The organism is Streptomyces sp. NPDC053048 (genome assembly GCF_044547045.1).
Lineage (GTDB): Bacteria > Actinomycetota > Actinomycetes > Streptomycetales > Streptomycetaceae > Streptomyces.
Map to the genome: position 1 here is coordinate 25,574 of NZ_JBITZS010000011.1, position 17,777 is coordinate 43,350.

At 72.6% G+C, this 17,777-nt stretch carries 14 protein-coding genes; 3 read left to right on the top strand and 11 right to left on the bottom strand.

Translation table 11 applies throughout. From position 1 onward, the window contains the following. Positions 1 to 49 precede the first annotated feature (49 nt). From ilvN to ACIG36_RS27820, 4 genes are all read right to left on the bottom strand, one after another. On the bottom strand, positions 50 to 574 hold the full coding sequence (ilvN, locus tag ACIG36_RS27805; RefSeq protein ID WP_189451234.1) for an acetolactate synthase small subunit: 525 nt from the start codon (positions 572 to 574) through the stop codon (positions 50 to 52). Positions 575 to 608: 34 nt separating this feature from the next. Next, on the bottom strand, positions 609 to 2,504 hold the full coding sequence (locus ACIG36_RS27810; RefSeq protein WP_399933438.1) for an acetolactate synthase large subunit: 1,896 nt from the start codon (positions 2,502 to 2,504) through the stop codon (positions 609 to 611). Positions 2,505 to 2,723: 219 nt separating this feature from the next. Continuing rightward, positions 2,724 to 5,609, bottom strand: coding sequence for a putative bifunctional diguanylate cyclase/phosphodiesterase (locus tag ACIG36_RS27815; protein WP_399933953.1), 2,886 nt, complete (start codon positions 5,607 to 5,609; stop codon positions 2,724 to 2,726). Positions 5,610 to 5,922: 313 nt separating this feature from the next. After that, complete coding sequence (locus ACIG36_RS27820) at positions 5,923 to 6,885, bottom strand: 2-hydroxyacid dehydrogenase (RefSeq protein WP_399933441.1); 963 nt, start codon at positions 6,883 to 6,885, stop codon at positions 5,923 to 5,925. Between the two features lie 73 nt (positions 6,886 to 6,958). Here ACIG36_RS27820 and ACIG36_RS27825 point away from each other — a divergent pair, with 73 nt between their 5' ends. The 3 genes from ACIG36_RS27825 to ACIG36_RS27835 all read left to right on the top strand — a co-directional run bounded on the left by ACIG36_RS27825 (position 6,959) and on the right by ACIG36_RS27835 (position 9,326). Beyond that, on the top strand, positions 6,959 to 7,969 hold the full coding sequence (locus ACIG36_RS27825) for an aldo/keto reductase (RefSeq protein WP_399933443.1): 1,011 nt from the start codon (positions 6,959 to 6,961) through the stop codon (positions 7,967 to 7,969). 61 nt (positions 7,970 to 8,030) lie between these two features. Further along, a complete protein-coding gene (locus ACIG36_RS27830; RefSeq protein ID WP_399933446.1) occupies positions 8,031 to 9,146 on the top strand; it encodes a PQQ-dependent sugar dehydrogenase in 1,116 nt (371 codons plus the stop codon). A gap of 15 nt (positions 9,147 to 9,161) precedes the next feature. Further along, positions 9,162 to 9,326 (top strand): DUF6191 domain-containing protein, encoded by a 165-nt coding sequence (locus ACIG36_RS27835; RefSeq protein WP_399933449.1) that lies wholly within the window; start codon positions 9,162 to 9,164, stop codon positions 9,324 to 9,326. Between the two features lie 50 nt (positions 9,327 to 9,376). Here the strand turns inward: ACIG36_RS27835 and ACIG36_RS27840 are convergent, their stop codons facing one another. The 7 genes from ACIG36_RS27840 to gatC form a co-directional block, all read right to left on the bottom strand. Next, positions 9,377 to 10,741, bottom strand: a complete 1,365-nt coding sequence (locus tag ACIG36_RS27840) for a rhodanese-like domain-containing protein (protein ID WP_399933452.1) — start codon at positions 10,739 to 10,741, stop codon at positions 9,377 to 9,379. A 159-nt stretch (positions 10,742 to 10,900) separates the two neighbouring features. Beyond that, the gene (locus tag ACIG36_RS27845; RefSeq protein WP_399933455.1) at positions 10,901 to 13,141 is read right to left on the bottom strand and encodes an MMPL family transporter; all 2,241 of its coding nucleotides are present in this window, start codon (positions 13,139 to 13,141) and stop codon (positions 10,901 to 10,903) included. A 234-nt stretch (positions 13,142 to 13,375) separates the two neighbouring features. Next, complete coding sequence (locus ACIG36_RS27850; RefSeq protein ID WP_399933458.1) at positions 13,376 to 13,972, bottom strand: hypothetical protein; 597 nt, start codon at positions 13,970 to 13,972, stop codon at positions 13,376 to 13,378. A gap of 201 nt (positions 13,973 to 14,173) precedes the next feature. Further along, entirely contained in the window at positions 14,174 to 15,682 is a 1,509-nt protein-coding gene (gatB, locus tag ACIG36_RS27855) for an Asp-tRNA(Asn)/Glu-tRNA(Gln) amidotransferase subunit GatB (protein ID WP_399933462.1), read from the bottom strand. Between the two features lie 25 nt (positions 15,683 to 15,707). Then, positions 15,708 to 15,968 (bottom strand): hypothetical protein, encoded by a 261-nt coding sequence (locus ACIG36_RS27860; RefSeq protein ID WP_399933464.1) that lies wholly within the window; start codon positions 15,966 to 15,968, stop codon positions 15,708 to 15,710. Continuing rightward, positions 15,965 to 17,458 carry an Asp-tRNA(Asn)/Glu-tRNA(Gln) amidotransferase subunit GatA gene (gene gatA / locus ACIG36_RS27865; protein WP_399933467.1) on the bottom strand — a complete coding sequence of 498 codons (1,494 nt, stop codon included), beginning with the start codon at positions 17,456 to 17,458 and terminating at the stop codon, positions 15,965 to 15,967. Before gatA ends, ACIG36_RS27860 begins: the two co-directional genes overlap by 4 nt. Positions 17,459 to 17,463: 5 nt before the next feature. After that, positions 17,464 to 17,760 carry an Asp-tRNA(Asn)/Glu-tRNA(Gln) amidotransferase subunit GatC gene (gene gatC / locus ACIG36_RS27870; RefSeq protein ID WP_399933470.1) on the bottom strand — a complete coding sequence of 99 codons (297 nt, stop codon included), beginning with the start codon at positions 17,758 to 17,760 and terminating at the stop codon, positions 17,464 to 17,466. Between the last annotated feature and the right edge of the window lie 17 nt (positions 17,761 to 17,777).

Below are 17,777 nucleotides of genomic sequence, written 5' to 3' on the forward strand. Positions count from 1 at the left end.
CGGGCGGGCCGTGGGTGGTCTTGGGGTGTCGGTATGCGGAACGGCCCGGTCAGGCCGAGCGGTCCAGGGCCCGCAGGCTGCGGTCCGTGATCGAGCGGGCGCCGCGTCCTATGGCGATCGTGCCGGACTGGACGAGCTCCTTGATGCCGAACGGCTCCAGCATCTTGAGCATCGCGCCGAGCTTGTCGCTGCCGCCGGTGGCCTCGATGGTGACGGCCTCCGGGGAGACGTCGACGGTCTTGGCGCGGAAGAGCTGGACGATCTCGACGATCTGGGAGCGGGTCTCGTTGTCGGCGCGGACCTTCACCAGGACGAGCTCGCGCTGGATGGCGGCGCTGTCCTCCAGCTCGACGATCTTCAGCACGTTGACGAGCTTGTTGAGCTGCTTGGTGACCTGCTCCAGCGGCAGCGACTCGACGTTGACGACGATCGTGATGCGGGAGATGTCGGGGTGCTCGGTCACCCCGACGGCGAGGGAGTCGATGTTGAAGCCCCGACGGGAGAACAGCGCGGCGACTCTGGCGAGGATGCCGGGGGTGTTCTCCACCAGGACGGAGAGCGTGTGCTTGGTCATGGGATCGGTCTCTCGGCTTTCTCGGCGGGGCGGGTCAGTCGTCGTCGATGCCGTCGAAGTCCGGGCGGACGCCGCGCGCGGCCAGGATCTCGTCGTTGGAGGTGCCGGCGGCGACCATCGGCCAGACCATGGCGTCCTGGTGGACGATGAAGTCGACGACGACCGGACGGTCGTTGATGGCGTTGGCCTGCTCGATGACCGCGTCGAGGTCGGCGGGGTCCTCGCAGCGCAGGCCCACACAGCCCATGGCCTCGGCGAGCTTGACGAAGTCGGGCACCCGGGTGCCGGCGCAGGGCTCCTGGCCGGGGCCGGTGGCGGTGCCGCCGTTGGAGACGCCGTCACCGGCGTGCAGCACGGTGTTGGAGTAGCGCTGGTTGTAGAAGAGGGTCTGCCACTGGCGGACCATGCCCAGGGCGCCGTTGTTGATGATGGCGACCTTGACGGGGATGTTGTTCAGCGCGCAGGTGACCAGTTCCTGATTGGTCATCTGGAAGCAGCCGTCGCCGTCGATGGCCCACACCGTGCGGTCGGGCATGCCGGCCTTGGCGCCCATCGCGGCGGGGACGGCGTAGCCCATCGTCCCGGCGCCGCCGGAGTTGAGCCAGGTGCGGGGCTGCTCGTAGTCGATGAAGTGGGCGGCCCACATCTGGTGCTGGCCGACGCCCGCGGTGTAGATGGTGTTCTCGGGGGCGAGTTGCCCGATGCGCTGGATGACCTGCTGCGGGGAGAGGCTGCCGTCCGCGGGCTGGTCGTAGCCGAGCGGGTAGGTCTCGCGCCAGCGGTCGATGTCGCTCCACCAGGCCGGGTAGCGCGCGGCGGCGGCCTCGCCGGCCCGTCCCTCGGCCTGCTCGGCCCGGACGGCGACGATCAGGTCGGCGATGACCTCGCGGGCGTCGCCCACGATCGGCACGTCGGCGACGCGGTTCTTGCCGATCTCCGCCGGGTCGATGTCGGCGTGGACGATCCTGGCGTGCGGGGCGAAGGAGTCCAGCTTGCCGGTGACGCGGTCGTCGAAGCGGGCGCCGAGGGCGACGATGAGGTCGGCCTTCTGCAGGGCGGTGACGGCGGCGACCGTGCCGTGCATGCCGGGCATGCCCAGGTGCTGGGGGTGGCTGTCGGGCAGGGAGCCCAGCGCCATCAGGGTGGTGGTGACGGGCGCGCCGGTCAGCTCGGCGAAGACCTTGAGCTCGGCGGTGGCTCGGGCCTTCATCACGCCGCCGCCGACGTAGAGCACCGGCCGCTCGGCCTGGCTGATCAGCTTGGCGGCCTCGCGGATCTGCTTGGCGTGCGGCTTGGTGACGGGCCGGTAGCCGGGCAGGTCGGTGTGCGGCGGCCAGACGAAGGTGGTGCGGGCCTGGAGGGCGTCCTTGGCGATGTCGACCAGCACCGGGCCGGGGCGGCCGGTGGAGGCCACGTGGAAGGCCTCGGCGATGGTCCGCGGGATCTCGGCGGGGTCGGTGACCAGCCAGTTGTGCTTGGTGATCGGCATGGTGATGCCGCAGATGTCCGCCTCCTGGAAGGCGTCCGTGCCGATCGACTTGGAGGAGACCTGCCCGGTGATGGCGACCAGCGGGACGGAGTCCATGTGGGCGTCGGCGATGGGGGTCACCAGGTTGGTGGCGCCCGGCCCGGAGGTGGCCATGCAGACGCCGACCCGGCCGGTGGCCTGGGCGTATCCGGTGGCCGCGTGGCCGGCGCCCTGCTCGTGGCGGACGAGGACGTGGCGGACCTTCGAGGAGTCCATCATCGGGTCGTAGGCGGGGAGGATCGCGCCGCCGGGGATGCCGAAGACGATGTCGGCCCCCACCTCTTCCAGGGAGCGGATGAGGGACTGCGCACCCGTGACGTGCTCGACGGTGGCGGGCTGCTGCGCCGCGCCGCTGCGGGGCCGCGGCTGCGGATGATGGGCCCCGGTGGCCTGCTCTGTCATCGACATTCTCTTCTCGAAGGATTCGGATTCGACGGTTGCGACGGATTCGACAGATGGGTTGGGCAAACAAAAAACCCCTCGTGCCGGTGGGCAAGCGAGGGGAGCGCGTCGGTGTGGTCAGCAGGGCTTATCGGGTGGCCTGCTTCAGCCGACGCGCTGTCCAAGTACGAGAATTCGGGTGCGCATGGGACCGACCCTCCCTCTGCCGCACCGGAAGTGTCAAGTGGGTGGGACGGGCGTCTCATTATTTGAGCGCAATGGAGCATGTGCGAGGGCTCCGGCACCGCCCACGGCACCGGATCGTACGGGCAGCGCACCCCCGACGAGCACCTGGTTTCCGCCATCCGCGGGATCGTCCGGCAGTGCGTACGGGCCCCGGTCGAGAGCGTGCCGCAGCCGGTGCTCGTCGAGGGCTCCGGCGAAGGCCGCGCCCTGGCCGTGGGTGCACCCCATGGCCAGCAGGGCGCGGGCCTGCTCGGGCTCGTCCACCCCGTCGGCCACGGACTGCATGCCGAGATCGCCGGCGATCCGCAGCAGCCCTGCGGTGATCTTGTGCAGCCGGGGGGACTCCACGACGCCGTCGACCAGGCCGCGGTCGAGCCGCAGGACGTCGATGGGCAGCCGCCGCAGGGCGCTCATGGCGGCGTAGCCGCTGCCGAAGCCGTCGAGGGCGATGCGCACGCCGAAGCGGCGCAGCGAGACCAGGCGGCGCTCGAGCTCGTCCAGGGCGATGCGCGGGTCGCTGCCGGAGAGCTCCAGGACGAGCGAGCCGGAGGCCAGGCCGTGGCGCAGCACGATGGCCTCGATGGTCTTGGGCGGCAGGGACTTGTCGAGCAGCCGCCCGGCGGGCAGTCGTACGTACACGGGCACGGCGTGGCCGGCGCGGCGGCGCCGGTCGGCCTGCTCGGCGGCCTTCTCCAGGGTCCAGCGGCCGAGCTCGGCGGTGCGGGCGCTCTCGTCGCCGCGGTCCATCTCGGCCACCCGCAGGAACTCGTCGGGGGTGAAGAGGATGCCCTGGGCGGAGCGCCAGCGGGCCTGGGCGCTGACGGCGGTGATGCGGCCGGTGGCCAGCTCGACGACGGGCTGGTGCAGCAGGGCGAACTCGCCGTCGTGCAGGGCGGTGCGCAGCCGGGTGGCGAGCTCGGCGCGGCGCACCACGTCGGCCTGCATCTGGGGCGCGTAGAGCTCGACGCGGCCCTTCCCGGCCTGCTTGGCGCGGTACATGGCCAGGTCGGCGTTGCGCATCAGGGTGCCGGGGGTGATGCCGGGCTCGGCGAAGGCGACGCCGATGCTGGCGGCGACGCGGACCTCGGTGCCGCCCTCGACGAGGTAGGGCTGGGAGAGGGTGAGCCGGAGCCGGTCGGCGATCTCCAGGATGCGGTACTCGCGGGCGGCGGCGTCGCGGGTGCCGTCGCCGATGATGAGCGCGGCGAACTCGTCGCCGCCGAAGCGGGCGGTGGAGTCCCCGGCGCGTACCGAGTCCTGGAGCCGGCGGGCGGCCTGGACCAGCAGTTCGTCGCCGGCCTGGTGGCCGACGGTGTCGTTGACGGCCTTGAAGCCGTCGAGGTCGATGAAGAGCACGGCGGTGCCGGCGTCGGTGACTCTGCGGCCGGCGAGGGCCTGCTGGACGCGCTTGGTGAACAGGGCGCGGTTGGGCAGGTCGGTGAGCGGGTCGTGCTCGGCGGTGTGCTGCAACTGCGCCTGGAGCCTGACCCGTTCGGTGACGTCGCGGCTGTTGAAGATCAGGCCGCCGTGGTGGCGGTTGACGGTGGACTCGACGTTGAGCCAGTCGCCGCTGCCGGAGCGGAAGCGGCACTCGATGCGGGTGGTGGGCTCGTCGGCGGGCGGGGCGGCCAGGAAGCGGCGCACCTCGTGGACGACGCGGCCCAGGTCCTCGGGGTGGATCAGGGAGGCCAGCTCGGAGCCGACGAGTTCCTCGGCGTCGCGCCCGTAGACCCCGGCGGCGGCGGGGCTGACGTAGCGCAGTATCCCGGTGGGGGCAGCGATCATGATGACGTCGCTGGAGCCCTGCACGAGGGAGCGGAAGTGGTTCTCCTTCTGGGCCAGTTCCTGGGTGAGGGAGATGTTGTCGAGCAGCATGATGCCCTGGCGGACGACGAGCGCCAGGACGACCGTGCAGCCCGTGAAGAGCACGACCCGGTCGACGCGGTGGCCGTCGAGGACGTTGTAGAGGATGCCCAGGGTGCAGACGGCGGCGGCGAGGTAGGGGGTGAGGGCGGCGAGCGAGCCGGCGATGGGCCGGCTGGAGGGCGGGACGGGCCGCAGGCGCTTGCCGGGCAGCTCCTCGCCCTCCTCGCGGGCCACCCAGGGTGCGTAGGCCATCAGCATGTAGCCCGCGAACCAGCCGGCGTCGAGGATCTGGCCGGAGCGGTAGTGCTGCTGGAGCAGCGGCGAGGTGAACAGGGCGTCGCACAGCACGGTCAGCGCGAGGGCCGCGATGGCGGTGTTGATGGCCGAGCGGTTGGCCGAGGAGCGCTTGAAGTGCAGCGCCAGCACCATGGACACCAGCACGATGTCCAGCAGCGGGTAGGCGAGGGAGAGCGCGGCGTGGGCGACGGTCTCGCCCGCGAAGTGCGCGGTGTGGGCGAGGGCCAGGCTCCAGGAGAGGGTCAGCAGCGAGCCGCCGATCAGCCAGGAGTCCAGCGCCAGGCAGACCCAGCCGGCCCGCGTGACGGGGCGGCGGGCGAGCACCAGCAGGCCGATGATGGCGGGCGGCGCGAAGAGCAGGAAGCAGAAGTCGGCCGGGGACGGGCTGGGCACCGGCCGGTCGAGCACGACCTCGTACCAGCCCCAGACGGCGTTGCCGAAGCCGGCCATCGCGGAGGAGGCGGCGAACAGCAGCCAGGCGGGCCGGAAGCGGGTGCTGCGGGTGTGGCCGTACCAGAAGCAGGAGGCGGCGGCGAGGCCGGCGGCGCCGCTCAGGCCGAAGTCGCCCATGGTGGTGGCGAGCTCGGCCGAGCCCCAGCCGAAGACGGCGCCGGTCGCGTAACCGCCGCAGACGAGGGCGAGCAGCAACTGGGAGAGCATTCCCGGGCCGCCGCCGGTCGCCGGCCGGCGGGGCAGGGCCGCTCCGGGGGCGCTCACCGCGCCGCCGTCCCGGGCCTGCGGGACCGTGGGGGCGACGGGAGAGCCGCCGTGCGGTGCGGTCGCGGTCGGTGCCTGAGCCGCGTCGGGTAGATCGTCCATTGGCCGTGCATCGCCCGTCGCCCCCCTCGAGTTCCGGTACCTCGCTGCGTCCGTTCGGTGCGCGGCGCAGCCCCCGTCGGGACGATACACCAGACTCGTCACTCAGGGACATAGCTCATATACATAGCGTAACTAGGTACGGGATTACGGATACTCAGCGCAGCCGAACGATGCCTCTACGTGGTAGCGGGCCGTGACGGGCCCTCGGCGGCTACGCGACGACTACGACATTCCGCAGAGGCTCGTCCAGTGCGAATCTGGACAGTTGATCGCGCAGGAGGGCCTTGGCCCGCGGCAGATAGGCCGAGGAAGGTCCACCCACATGAGGGGTGATCAGAACTCCGGGTGCCTTCCACAGGGGGTGCTCGGCGGGCAGCGGTTCGGGGTCGGTGACGTCCAGGGCCGCCAGCAGCCGGCCGCTCTCCAGCTCGGCCAGGAGGGCCCCGGTGTCCACGACGGCGCCGCGGGCGACGTTCACCAGGAGGGCGCCGTCCTTCATCCGGCCGAGGAACGCGGCGTCGGCCAGCCTCCTGGTGTCGTCAGTGAGCGGGGTCGCGAGGATCACCACGTCCGCGGCGGGCAGGAGCCGGGGCAGGTCGGCCACCGGGTGCACCGGGCCGCGTGCTGTCGTGCGCGGGGAGCGCGCGACGCGCACGACCCGCGCGCACTCAAAGGGAGTGAGCCGGTCCTCGATGGCGGCGCCGATCGCGCCGTAGCCGACGATGAGCACCGTCTTGTCGGCAAGCGCCGGGCGGAACTCCTGCCGCCACTCCCGGGCGTCCTGCGCCCGGACGAACCGGGGGATGCCGCGCAGGGCGGCGAGGGTGAGGGTCAGGGCCAGCTCGGCGGTGCTGGCGTCGTGCAGACCACGCGCGTTGCACAGCCGGGCGCCGGGCGGCAGCAGGGGCACCGCGGGCAGCAGGTCGTCCACGCCGGCGGTCAGCGCCTGCACCACGCGCAGCCCGGTCATCCCCGGCAGCGGGCGGGCGCCGACCTCCGGGCCACTGAGGTAGGGCACGCAGTAGAAGGCACAGCGGGCCGGGTCGGTGGGGTAGTCCGGGCCGCCGTTCCAGTAGGCGTACTCCAGGCCTTCGGGAAGGCCCTCGATCTCCTCCGGCGGGATCGGCAACCAGGCCAGGGGACGGACGGCGGAACCGCTGTGATCTGCGCTCATGTCTGGAGGCTATGCGAAGTGGCTTCGGAGGCAGAGGTTACTTTGGGGGCGAGGAACGGGAGGGGTACGGCCGGTGGACCGCAGGACAATCGGTGCGACGGCGCTCGAAGTGGGGGCGATCGGCCTGGGGTGCATGCCCATGCACTGGGCGTACACCGCCTCCCAGCAGAACGGCGGGACCGCGCTGCGCACGGTCCACGCGGCGCTCGACGCCGGGGCCACCCTGCTGGACACAGCCGACATGTACGGGCCGTTCACCAACGAGCTACTGGTGGGGCGGGTGTTGCGGGAGAGGCGAGCAGAGGCGTTCGTCTCGACCAAGTGCGGGCTGCTGGTGGGCGAGCAGCACATCGTGGCCAACGGGCGGCCCGGCTATGTGAAGCGGGCGTGCGACGCCTCGCTGCGGCGGCTGCAGACCGATGTGATCGATCTCTACCAGCTGCACCGCCCCGACCCGGAGGTGCCCGTCGAGGAGACCTGGGGGGCGATGGCGGACCTGGTCTCGGCGGGCAAGGTGCGGGCGCTGGGGTGGTGCGCGATCGGCGCGCGGGCCCAGCGCAGGTCCGGCACGGGCGCCGGGGCGGGCGCGGGGATGTACGACACGACCATCCGGCAGCTGGAGCGGGTGCAGCAGGTCTTCCCCGTCAGCTGCGTGCAGGCCGAGCTGTCGGTCTGGTCGCGGGAGGCCCTGGACCGGCTGGTGCCGTGGTGCTCCTCGCGGGGCGTGGGACTGCTGGCCGCGATGCCCCTGGGGAATGGTTTCCTCAGTGGCACGCTCACCCCGGGCCAGGGCTTCGAGCCGGAGGACGTGCGGGCCCGGCACCCGCGCTTCACGGCGGAGATGATGGCCGCCAACCAGCCGATAGTCGCCGGTCTGCGGCGCGTCGCCCGGCGCCACGACGCCACGGCGGCGCAGGTCGCGCTGGCATGGGTGCTGGCGCAGGGACGGCACGTGGTCCCGGTGCCGGGGACGAAGAAGGCGCGGTGGGCGGTGCAGAACGCGGCCGCCGCCGGACTGCGGCTGACGGGTGAGGACTTCGCCGAGATAGCGGCCCTGCCGAAGGCGCTGGGTTCCTGGTACTGACAGTGCGCGGGTGTATGAAGGACGGGTGAACGACCGACGCCCCGGCGAGAGGACGGAAACCGTGCGCCGACGCCTTGCCTTCGTGGCCGCCGTGCTGCTCGTCGTCACCGGCTGTTCGCAGGACGGTCCGCAGCCGGAGGAAGCCTCCCCGCCCGCCGCGTCCTCCGCGTCCGCGCCGCCCGCCAGGGGCTCGGCCGAGGTCGTCCGCACGCTCACCACGAAACTCAAGTCGCCCTGGGGCGTGGCCGCGCTGCCCGGCGGTGACCTGCTGGTGGGCTCGCGCGACGCGGGCACGGTCGTCCGCGTCGCGGCGAAGGACGGCAGGCGCACCGAGCTGGGCTCGGTACCGGGCGTCGCGGCCGCCGGCGAGGGCGGGCTGCTGGGCCTGGCGGTCTCCCCGGACTTCGCCGGGGACCACACGCTCTACGCCTACTTCACCACCGGGTCGGACAATCGCATCGCCCGCCTGCGCGTGGACGAGGGCCGCCCGGAGGGCCGACGGCTCGGCGCGCCCGAGACGATCGTCCGCGACATCCCCAAGGGCTTCACCCACAACGGCGGCCGCCTCGCCTTCGGTCCCGACGGGATGCTCTACGCCGGCACGGGGGAGGGCGGCCGGTCCGAACTCGCCCAGGACCGTGCCTCCCTGGGCGGCAAGATCCTGCGCATGACCCCGGACGGCAAACCGGCCCCCGGCAATCCGGACGCCCGCTCGATCGTCTACAGCCACGGCCACCGCAATGTGCAGGGCCTGGCGTGGGACGCGCACAAACGGCTGTGGGCATCGGAGTTCGGCCAGCACACCTGGGACGAGCTCAACCTCGTCGAGCCCGGCCGCAATTACGGCTGGCCGAAGGCCGAGGGCAGGGCGGGCAGAGCGGGGTTCGTCGATCCGGTCGCGCAGTGGCGCACCGACGAGGCCTCCCCCAGCGGCCTCGCCTACGCGGCCGGATCCCTGTGGATGGCGAGCCTGCGCGGCGAGCGCCTGTGGCGCGTCCCCCTGCGGGGCACGAAGCCGGCGGCGGCTCCCAGGGCCTACCTCCAGGGGAACTACGGGCGGCTTCGCACGGTTGTACCTACGGACGACGGCGGCCTGTGGCTGACGACGAGCAACACGGACGGGCGGGGCGACGCGGGGCCGGACGACGACCGGCTGCTCCGCCTGAAGGTGACCTGACGGACGGGAGTCCCCATGTTCAACGTGATCGAGGAGCTGTTCGCACCGGGCCGTGAACACACCGAGGAGGAGCTCAACCGCCTCGAGCTCACCCGCGAGGACGTGGGCGACGCGGACCCGGCCAAGGGCCCCATCGACCTCGACTCGGGCCAGGTGGTCATCAGGCCCCGCCAGGGCTGATCGGGTCCCATCAGGGCTGATCGGGCCCGGACGAGGAGAGGACGGGCCGGTCACAGGCCCTCGGCCTGCCGGTGCCCCGTAGCCCGTGCCCAGTCCTCGGGCCCGCCCGCCAGGGCGGCCACGTCCCCGTGCCCGGCGCGGCGCAGGAGGCTCGCGCCGGTCATGGCGCGCTCGCCGTGCGCGCAGGCCACCACGACGCCGTCGGGGACGTCCCGGGTACGGGCGGGCAGCGCGCCCAGCTCGATGGGCAGCGAGCCGGGGATGTGTCCGGCGGTGTGCTCGCACAGCTGCCGGACGTCGAGCACGGGACGGCCCGCGATCCCGCCCGGGGCGACGAGCGGGACGGTCTCCGTGCGGCCGCCCGCCTCCGTCCAGGCGGGCATGCCGCCGTGCAGATACCCGGCCGCCCGCTCATAGCCGATCTTGACGGACTGCCAGGCGATCTCGGCGAGGTCCTGGCCCGGTCCGGCGACGAAGACCGCCGGGGCGTCGGCGGGCAGCAGCCAGCCCAGCCAGGTGGCGAACTGGTCCCGCAGCGCGATGGAGACCGCGCCGGGCACATGGCCGGCCGCGAAGTCCTCCTTGGGCCGGACGTCCACCACCCAGACGCCCTTCCCGAGCAGCGCGCGCACCCGGTCGGCGGTCAGCGGGGCGAGGCCGGGCGGTGCGGACAGCACGGCGGGGCCGTGCCGGTTGACGGCGGCCAGCCGGTCGAAGTAGGCGGGGTACGAGCCGAGGCCGTCCAGCAGGGCGGCCACGAAGGCGTCCTCGCCGGGCGCCGCGAGCAGCGGGTTGGCGGCCTTCTGCGCGCCGATGGTCGTCGTGCGCCGCCCGTCGGCGGGGGCGGAGCAGAACGAGCCGGCGCCGTGGGTGGGCCAGACCGCCACCTCGTCGGGCAGCTCGGTCAGCCGCCGCAGCGAGCGGTACTGGGCGCGGGCCAGTTCCTCGGCCCGGTGGGCGCCCTGCAGATCGGTGCGGGCGGCGGAGCCCACGATGAGGGAGCCGCCCGTGAACACGCCGAGCGGCCGGCCGTCGTCCAGGAGCAGGTACGACAGGTGCTCGTCGGTGTGGCCGGGGGTGGCCAGCGCCCGCAGGGTGAGCCCGCCGAGGTCCTTCTCGTCGCCGTCGGCGAGCGGAGTGTGGCGGAAGGCGCGCTGCCCGGCGGCGGAGGCCAGCACGGTGGCGCGGTCGTCGGCGGCGAGCTGCAGCGCGCCGGTCAGGAAGTCGGCGTGCAGGTGGGTGTCGGCGGCGAAGGCGACCCGCAGGCCGCGCCGCCCGGCCGCCGCACGCAGGGACCGCAGGTCCCGGGCGGCGTCCACGGCGAGGGCCCGGCCGTCACCGAGGTCGACGAGGTAGGCGCTGTTGCCGAGCCCGGCGTCCACGAGGGGAACGAGGTGATCGTCGGTGAAACCCATCGGATCCTCCTCTCCCCACCTTGCCCGCGAATCGCCCGCAGGACCAGTCACCTGCGGTGGGCAGGGCGGGGTGGGCCCGTTCCCGTTGGCGGGCGGGGGGGGGGGGGGGGGGGGCCCCCCCCCCCCCCCCCCCCCCCAACGGGCCCGCGTCGCAGGGGATCAGCCGACCAGCGAGCCGTCCCGTACCTCGCCGGTACGGGCCTCCGTCCGCAGCGCGGACACCGGCACGGACGCCGGCGTCGACGCCGGCCCCGGCACCGGGTCCTCGCCCGGCTCGATGCTGATGCGCGGGAGCACCCGCTCCAGCCAGGCCGGCAGCCACCAGTTGGCGCCGCCCAGCATGTGCATCAGCGCGGGGACCAGCAGCGTGCGCAGCACGAACGCGTCCAGCGCGACGGCCGCGGCCAGGCCGATGCCGAACATCGCGATCACCCGGTCGCCGCTGAGCACGAAGGCCAGGAAGACCGAGATCATGATGATCGCCGCGGAGTTGATCACTCGGCTGGTCTCGGCCAGGCCCACCCGTACCGCCCTGGTGTTGTCGCGGGTGGCCAGCCACTCCTCGTACATCCGGCTGACCAGGAAGACCTGGTAGTCCATGGACAGCCCGAACAGCACCGAGACCATGACCACCGGCAGGAACGGCTCGATCGGGCCGGCGCCGCCCAGGCCGAGCAGCTCGCTGCCCCAGCCCCACTGGAAGATCGCGACGACGATGCCGAAGGAGGAGGCGACGGCCGCCATGTTCATGGCCGCGGCCTTCAGCGGTATGCCGATGCTGCGGAAGGCCAGCAGGAGCAGCACGCAGCCCAGGCCGACGACGGTGCCGACGAACAGCGGCAGCTTGCCGAGGATGACATCGGCGAAGTCGTCGTAGCCGGCGGTCATGCCGCCGACGAGGACGTCGGGACCGCCGGCTCCGGTGGCCTTCGGCAGGACGCTCGCGCGCAGGTGGTCGACGAGGTCGCTGGTGGCGCCGGACTGCGGCGAGGTGGTGGGGACGACGGTGATGACGCCGGTGTCGCCGCTGCCGTTCATCGTGGAGGGGGTGACGGAGGCGACGCCCTGGGTGTGGCTCAGGGTGTCGGGCAGCCGGTTGAAGGCCAGCCGGTCCGCGGCGCTGTCGAGGGGGGCCACGAGCGTGAGGGGCCCGTTGACGCCGGGCCCGAAGCCCCGCTCGAGCAGGTCGTAGGCCTGGCGGGTGGTGGACGTGGCCGGGTTGGTGCCCTGGTCGGAGGTGCCCAGGTGGAGGGAGAGGGCCGGCAGGGCGAGCGTCAGCATGACGGCGGCGGCCGCGGTGCCCAGCAGCTTGGGGTGTCGCTCGACGAACGCCGACCAGCGGGCGGCCAGCCCCGTGGGGGTCTCCGGGCGGGGGCCGGAGAGAGCCAGGCTGCGGCGCTCGCGGCGGCTGAGGGCGCGGTTGCCGATGAGGCCCAGCAGGGCGGGCAGCAGGGTGACGGACGCGGCGACCGTCAGGACGACGGTCAGGGAGGCGGCGATCGCCACTCCGGTGAGGAAGTTCAGGCGCAGGACGATCATGCCCAGCAGGGCCACGCACACCGTGCCGCCCGCGAAGACCACGGCGCGCCCGGTGGTGGCCACGGCCCGCTCGGCGGCCAGGGCCACGGGCAGGCCCTGGCGCAGTCCCTTGCGGTGCCGGGTGACGATGAACAGGGCGTAGTCGATGCCCACGCCGAGGCCGATGAGGGTGCCCAGCATGGGGGCGAAGTCGGCGACCTTGATGACGTGGCCGAGCAGCACCGTGCCCATGGCGGCGGTGCCCACGCCGACGAGGGCGGTCGCTATGGGCAGCAGGCTGGCGGCGAGCGAGCCGAAGACGACGAAGAGGACCACGGCTGCCACGGCCACGCCGATGATCTCGCTGAGGTGGCCGCTCGAGGTCTCGGTGCCGGCGACGGAGGTGCCGCCGAGGGCGACCTTGAGGTCGTCGCCGGCCGCCGCGCGGGCGGTCTCGACGACCTTGGCGACCTTGGCCTTGTCCGGGGCGCCGGGGCCCTCGAAGGTCACGGAGGCGTAGGCGGTCTGCCGGTCCTGGCTGATCCGGGTGGCGCCGTCGGCGCCGTAGGGGCCGCTGACGGACTCGACGCCGGGCAGGGCCTCGACCTCGCGCAGCACGCCGGTCATGCGCCGCTCGACGTCGGAGGCGGTGACGGTGCCCTGGTCGGTGTGCCAGACGATCCTGTCGTCGCCGCCCTGGCCGGGGAAGGCCCTCTCGAGGAGCGCGGTGGCGCGGGCGGCCTCGGTGCCGGGGACGCCGTAGTCGTTGGAGTAGGCCTGGCCGGCCAGAGTGGCGGCGGCCGTGGTGCCCGCGAGGGCGACGAGCCACAGGATGATCACGGCGAAGCGGCGGCGCAGGCACCACCGGGCAAGTGAGGTCATAACCTGCTTCCCGGGTATCGCGTCGATCTCGCCGGGAAATGACCCGTCTTCCGACCGCTGGGCTACTGGGCAGAGGGGCCCTCGAGGGGCCCCTGTCGCCCTACTGTGACAGCAGGATAAGATCTTTTGTCCTGTTTGTGGGTTAAGCCACAGAGATGCGGAATGTTGTCGTCAGGCCGTGCCGCCGCGCCGGCGCGGGCCGGCCGTTCCACCGGCCCGCGCGTCTGCCGCAGGTCAGTGGAAGCCGCGCCAGCTGTGGGCGACGTCCACCACGACGCGGTTGCCCACCTGGAAGACCCGGAACGGAAGCTTCGCCCGGACGCCCAGGCCGACCTGGGTGTCGCCCTCGAAGCTGCCGCCGTAGCGGGTGTCCCGGAACGTCCGGTAGCCGGTGATGTCCACGCCCGGCAGCGGCTGCCGCACCTTGCCGTCGTAGGTGGCCTGGCCGGTCTCCGGGTCGTAGCTGGGCGCCGCCACCCGGACCTCGAGGATCGCCCCGCCGCCGACGGGGATGACCTCCCCCGAGCCGTCCTGCCGCAGCTGGTCGACGTACCGCACGTGGTAGCCGATCGGGGCGCCGGTGTCCGGACCCAGGGTGTCGAAGACCATGCGGTCGTAGCACTCGTGGGTGCCGGTCCTGATGTCCCTGAGCGGCTTGTACCTGCTGTCCGTGCTGACCTTCGGCAGGCTCCCCCAGTCGACGCCGCAGCTCGTCACGGCCGTCCCCGCCGTCGCCGGGCCCGCCGCCACGGCCGTCCCCGCCGGCAGCGCCGCCGCCAGCCCGGCCCCCGCCAGCAGGGCCGCCGCCAGCCCTCTGCTCAACCGTCGCATTTCAACCCCCATACCTCGCGTGCGGGCACTCCTGACAGGCCCGCTGCCGCGATCATGCCGGACCGTTTCCCCGCATGGGGTACGTACCGGCAAATCTCGGCCGACTCGGCCCGCCCGCCGGGCCGGTTGCCGTCAACATACGACGATGACCGCCCCCCACAAGGGGGGCGGTCATCGTTCCGTACCGCCGGCGGCGAGGGATCAGCCCTCGACGCCCAGCTTCTCCAGGATCAGCTCGCGCACGCGCGCGGCGTCCGCCTGGCCCCGCGTGGCCTTCATGACCGCGCCGACGAGCGCGCCCGCCGCCGCGACCTTGCCGGCCCGGATCTTGTCGGCGATCGCCGCGTTGGCCGCGATGGCCTCGTCGACGGCCGTGCCCAGCGCGCCCTCGTCGGAGACGACCTTCAGGCCGCGCTTGTCGACGACCTCGTCCGGGGCGCCCTCACCCGCGAGCACACCCTCGATGACCTGGCGGGCCAGCTTGTCGTTGAGGGAACCCTCCGCGACCAGCGCGCACACCCGGGCGACCTGCTCGGGCGTGATCTCCATCGCGGCCAGGTCGGTGCCGGCCTCGTTGGCCCGGCGCGACAGCTCGCCCATCCACCACTTGCGGGCCGAGGCGGCGTCCGCGCCGGCCTCGATGGTGGCGACGATCAGGTCGACGGCACCCGCGTTGAGGATCGACTGCATGTCGTGCGCCGAGACGCCCCACTCCTCGCGCAGCCGGTTGCGGCGCACGCGCGGCAGCTCGGGCAGGGTCGCCCGCAGCTCCTCGACCCACTCGCGGGAGGGGGCCACCGGCACCAGGTCCGGCTCGGGGAAGTAGCGGTAGTCCTCGGCCTCTTCCTTGATCCGGCCCGACGTCGTGGAGCCGTCCTCCTCGTGGAAGTGCCGGGTCTCCTGCACGATCGAGCCGCCGGAGGACAGCACGGCCGCGTGCCGCTGGATCTCGAAGCGCGCCGCCCGCTCGACCGAGCGCAGCGAGTTGACGTTCTTCGTCTCGGAGCGGGTGCCGAACTTCTCGCTGCCCTTGGGCATCAGCGAGAGGTTGACGTCGCAGCGCATCTGGCCCATCTCCATGCGGGCCTCGGAGACGCCCAGCGCCCGGATGAGCTCGCGCAGCTCGGCGACGTACGCCTTGGCGACCTCGGGGGCGCGCTCGCCCGCACCGGTGATCGGCTTGGTGACGATCTCGATGAGCGGGATGCCCGCGCGGTTGTAGTCCAGCAGGGAGTGGGACGCGCCGTGGATGCGGCCGGTGGCGCCGCCCACGTGCGTGGACTTGCCGGTGTCCTCCTCCATGTGGGCGCGCTCGATCTCCACGCGGAAGACCTCGCCGTCCTCCAGCTGGACGTCCAGGTAGCCGTTGAAGGCGATGGGCTCGTCGTACTGGGAGGTCTGGAAGTTCTTCGGCATGTCCGGATAGAAGTAGTTCTTCCGGGCGAAGCGGCACCACTCGGCGATCTCGCAGTGCAGCGCCAGGCCGATCTTCACGGCCGACTCGACGCCGACGGCGTTGACGACCGGGAGGGAGCCGGGCAGGCCGAGGCAGGTGGGGCAGGTCTGCGAGTTGGGCTCGGCGCCCAGCTCGGTGGAGCACCCGCAGAACATCTTGGTCTTGGTGCCGAGCTCGACGTGCACCTCGAGCCCCATGACGGGCTCGTAGGTGGCAAGCGCCTCCTCGTACGACACCAGTTCAGTGACGGTCACGGAAAACTAACCTCTCAGTCCCGGCTCAGCCCGCGAGGACGTCGTCGCTGTTCATGCGGCGCAGCTCGCGGACGAGCAGGGCGACGCCGGTGGCGATGGCGGCGGCGGAGACGACCGCGTCGACGAGCTGCAGGGTGTCCTGCTCGCCGCGGGCCTTCTTCGCCTGCTTGATGACGCTCACCGCGCCGAACAGCGTGGTGCCGATGGACAGATACGTGCCGGCCTTGGACTTCTTGAAGCCCTTGGCCTTGCTCAGCGCGCTCTTCTTGCTCTGCTCGGTGCTCACAGGGCCGGTGCCTCCTCGAGAATCGGGTGGCCCCAGCGCTCGGTGAACGCGGCCTCGACCGCGGCACCGACCTTGTAGAGCCGGTCGTCCTTCATGGCGGGAGCGATGATCTGCAGACCGACCGGCAGCCCGTCCTCCGGGGCGAGGCCGCACGGCAGCGACATGGCCGCGTTGCCCGCCAGGTTGGTCGGGATGGTGCACAGGTCCGCGAGGTACATCGCCATCGGGTCGTCGGCGCGCTCGCCGATCGCGAAGGCGGTGGTCGGCGTGGTCGGCGAGACGATCACGTCGACCTGCTCGAACGACGTGTCGAAGTCGCGCGAGATGAGGGTGCGCACCTTCTGCGCGGAGCCGTAGTACGCGTCGTAGTAGCCGGAGCTCAGCGCGTAGGTGCCGAGCATGACGCGGCGCTTGACCTCGGGGCCGAAGCCGGCCTCGCGGGTCATGGCCGTGACGTCCTCGGCGGACCGCGTGCCGTCGTCGCCGACCCGCAGGCCGTAGCGCATGGCGTCGAAGCGGGCCAGGTTCGAGGAGCACTCGGACGGCGCGATCAGGTAGTACGCGGCCAGCGCCAGGTCGAAGGACGGGCAGTCCAGCTCGACGATCTCCGCGCCCAGCTCCTTGAGGAGCTCCACGGCCTCGTCGAAGCGCTGGATGACACCGGCCTGGTAGCCCTCGCCGCGGAACTGCTTGACGACGCCGACGCGCATGCCGGCGACGGAGCCGTTGCGGGCCGCCTCGACGACCGGCGGGACCGGGGCGTCGATGGAGGTGGAGTCCAGCGGGTCGTGGCCGGCGATGACCTCGTGCAGCAGGGCCGCGTCCAGGACCGTGCGGGCGCAGGGACCGCCCTGGTCGAGGGAGGAGGAGAAGGCGACCATGCCGTAGCGGGAGACCGCGCCGTAGGTCGGCTTGACGCCGACGGTGCCGGTGACGGCGGCGGGCTGGCGGATGGAGCCGCCGGTGTCCGTGCCGATGGCCAGGGGGGCCTGGAAGGCGGCGAGCGCGGCGGAGGAACCGCCGCCGGAGCCGCCGGGGATCCGGGTGAGGTCCCAGGGGTTGCCGGTGGGGCCGTAGGCGCTGTTCTCGGTGGAGGACCCCATGGCGAACTCGTCCATGTTGGTCTTGCCGAGGATGACGACGTCGGCGTCCTTCAGGCGCTTGGTGAGCGTCGCGTCGTACGGCGGGATCCAGCCTTCGAGGATCTTGGAGCCGACGGTGGTGGGGACGCCCTTGGTGGTGAAGATGTCCTTCAGCGCCAGCGGGACACCGGCCAGCGGGCCGAGCTTCTCGCCGCGCTCGCGCTTGGCGTCGACCTCGCGGGCCTGGGCGAGCGCGCCCTCGCGGTCGACGTGCAGGAAGGCGTGGACCTTCTCGTCGACGGCGTCGATGCGCGCCAGGTGGGCCTCGGTGACCTCGACGGCCGTGAGCTCGCCGGAGGCGACCTTGGCCGCGATCTCGGCGGCGGTGAGCTTGATCAGATCTGCCATCGTGGTCAGTCCTCCCCCAGGATCTGCGGCACCTTGAAACGCTGCTGCTCCTGGGCGGGGGCGCCGGAGAGCGCCTCCTGGGGGGTCAGCGACGGACGGACGTCGTCCGATCGCATGACGTTGGTCAGGGGCAGCGGGTGGGAGGTCGGCGGTACGTCCTCGTCGGCCACATCGGAAACGCGGGCGACCGCGCCGATGATCACGTCGAGCTGTTCGGCGAAGTGGTCGAGCTCTTCGGCCTTCAGCTCCAGACGTGACAGCCGGGCGAGGTGAGCGACCTCCTCGCGCGTGATGCCAGGCATGCAGCGATCCTCAAGGG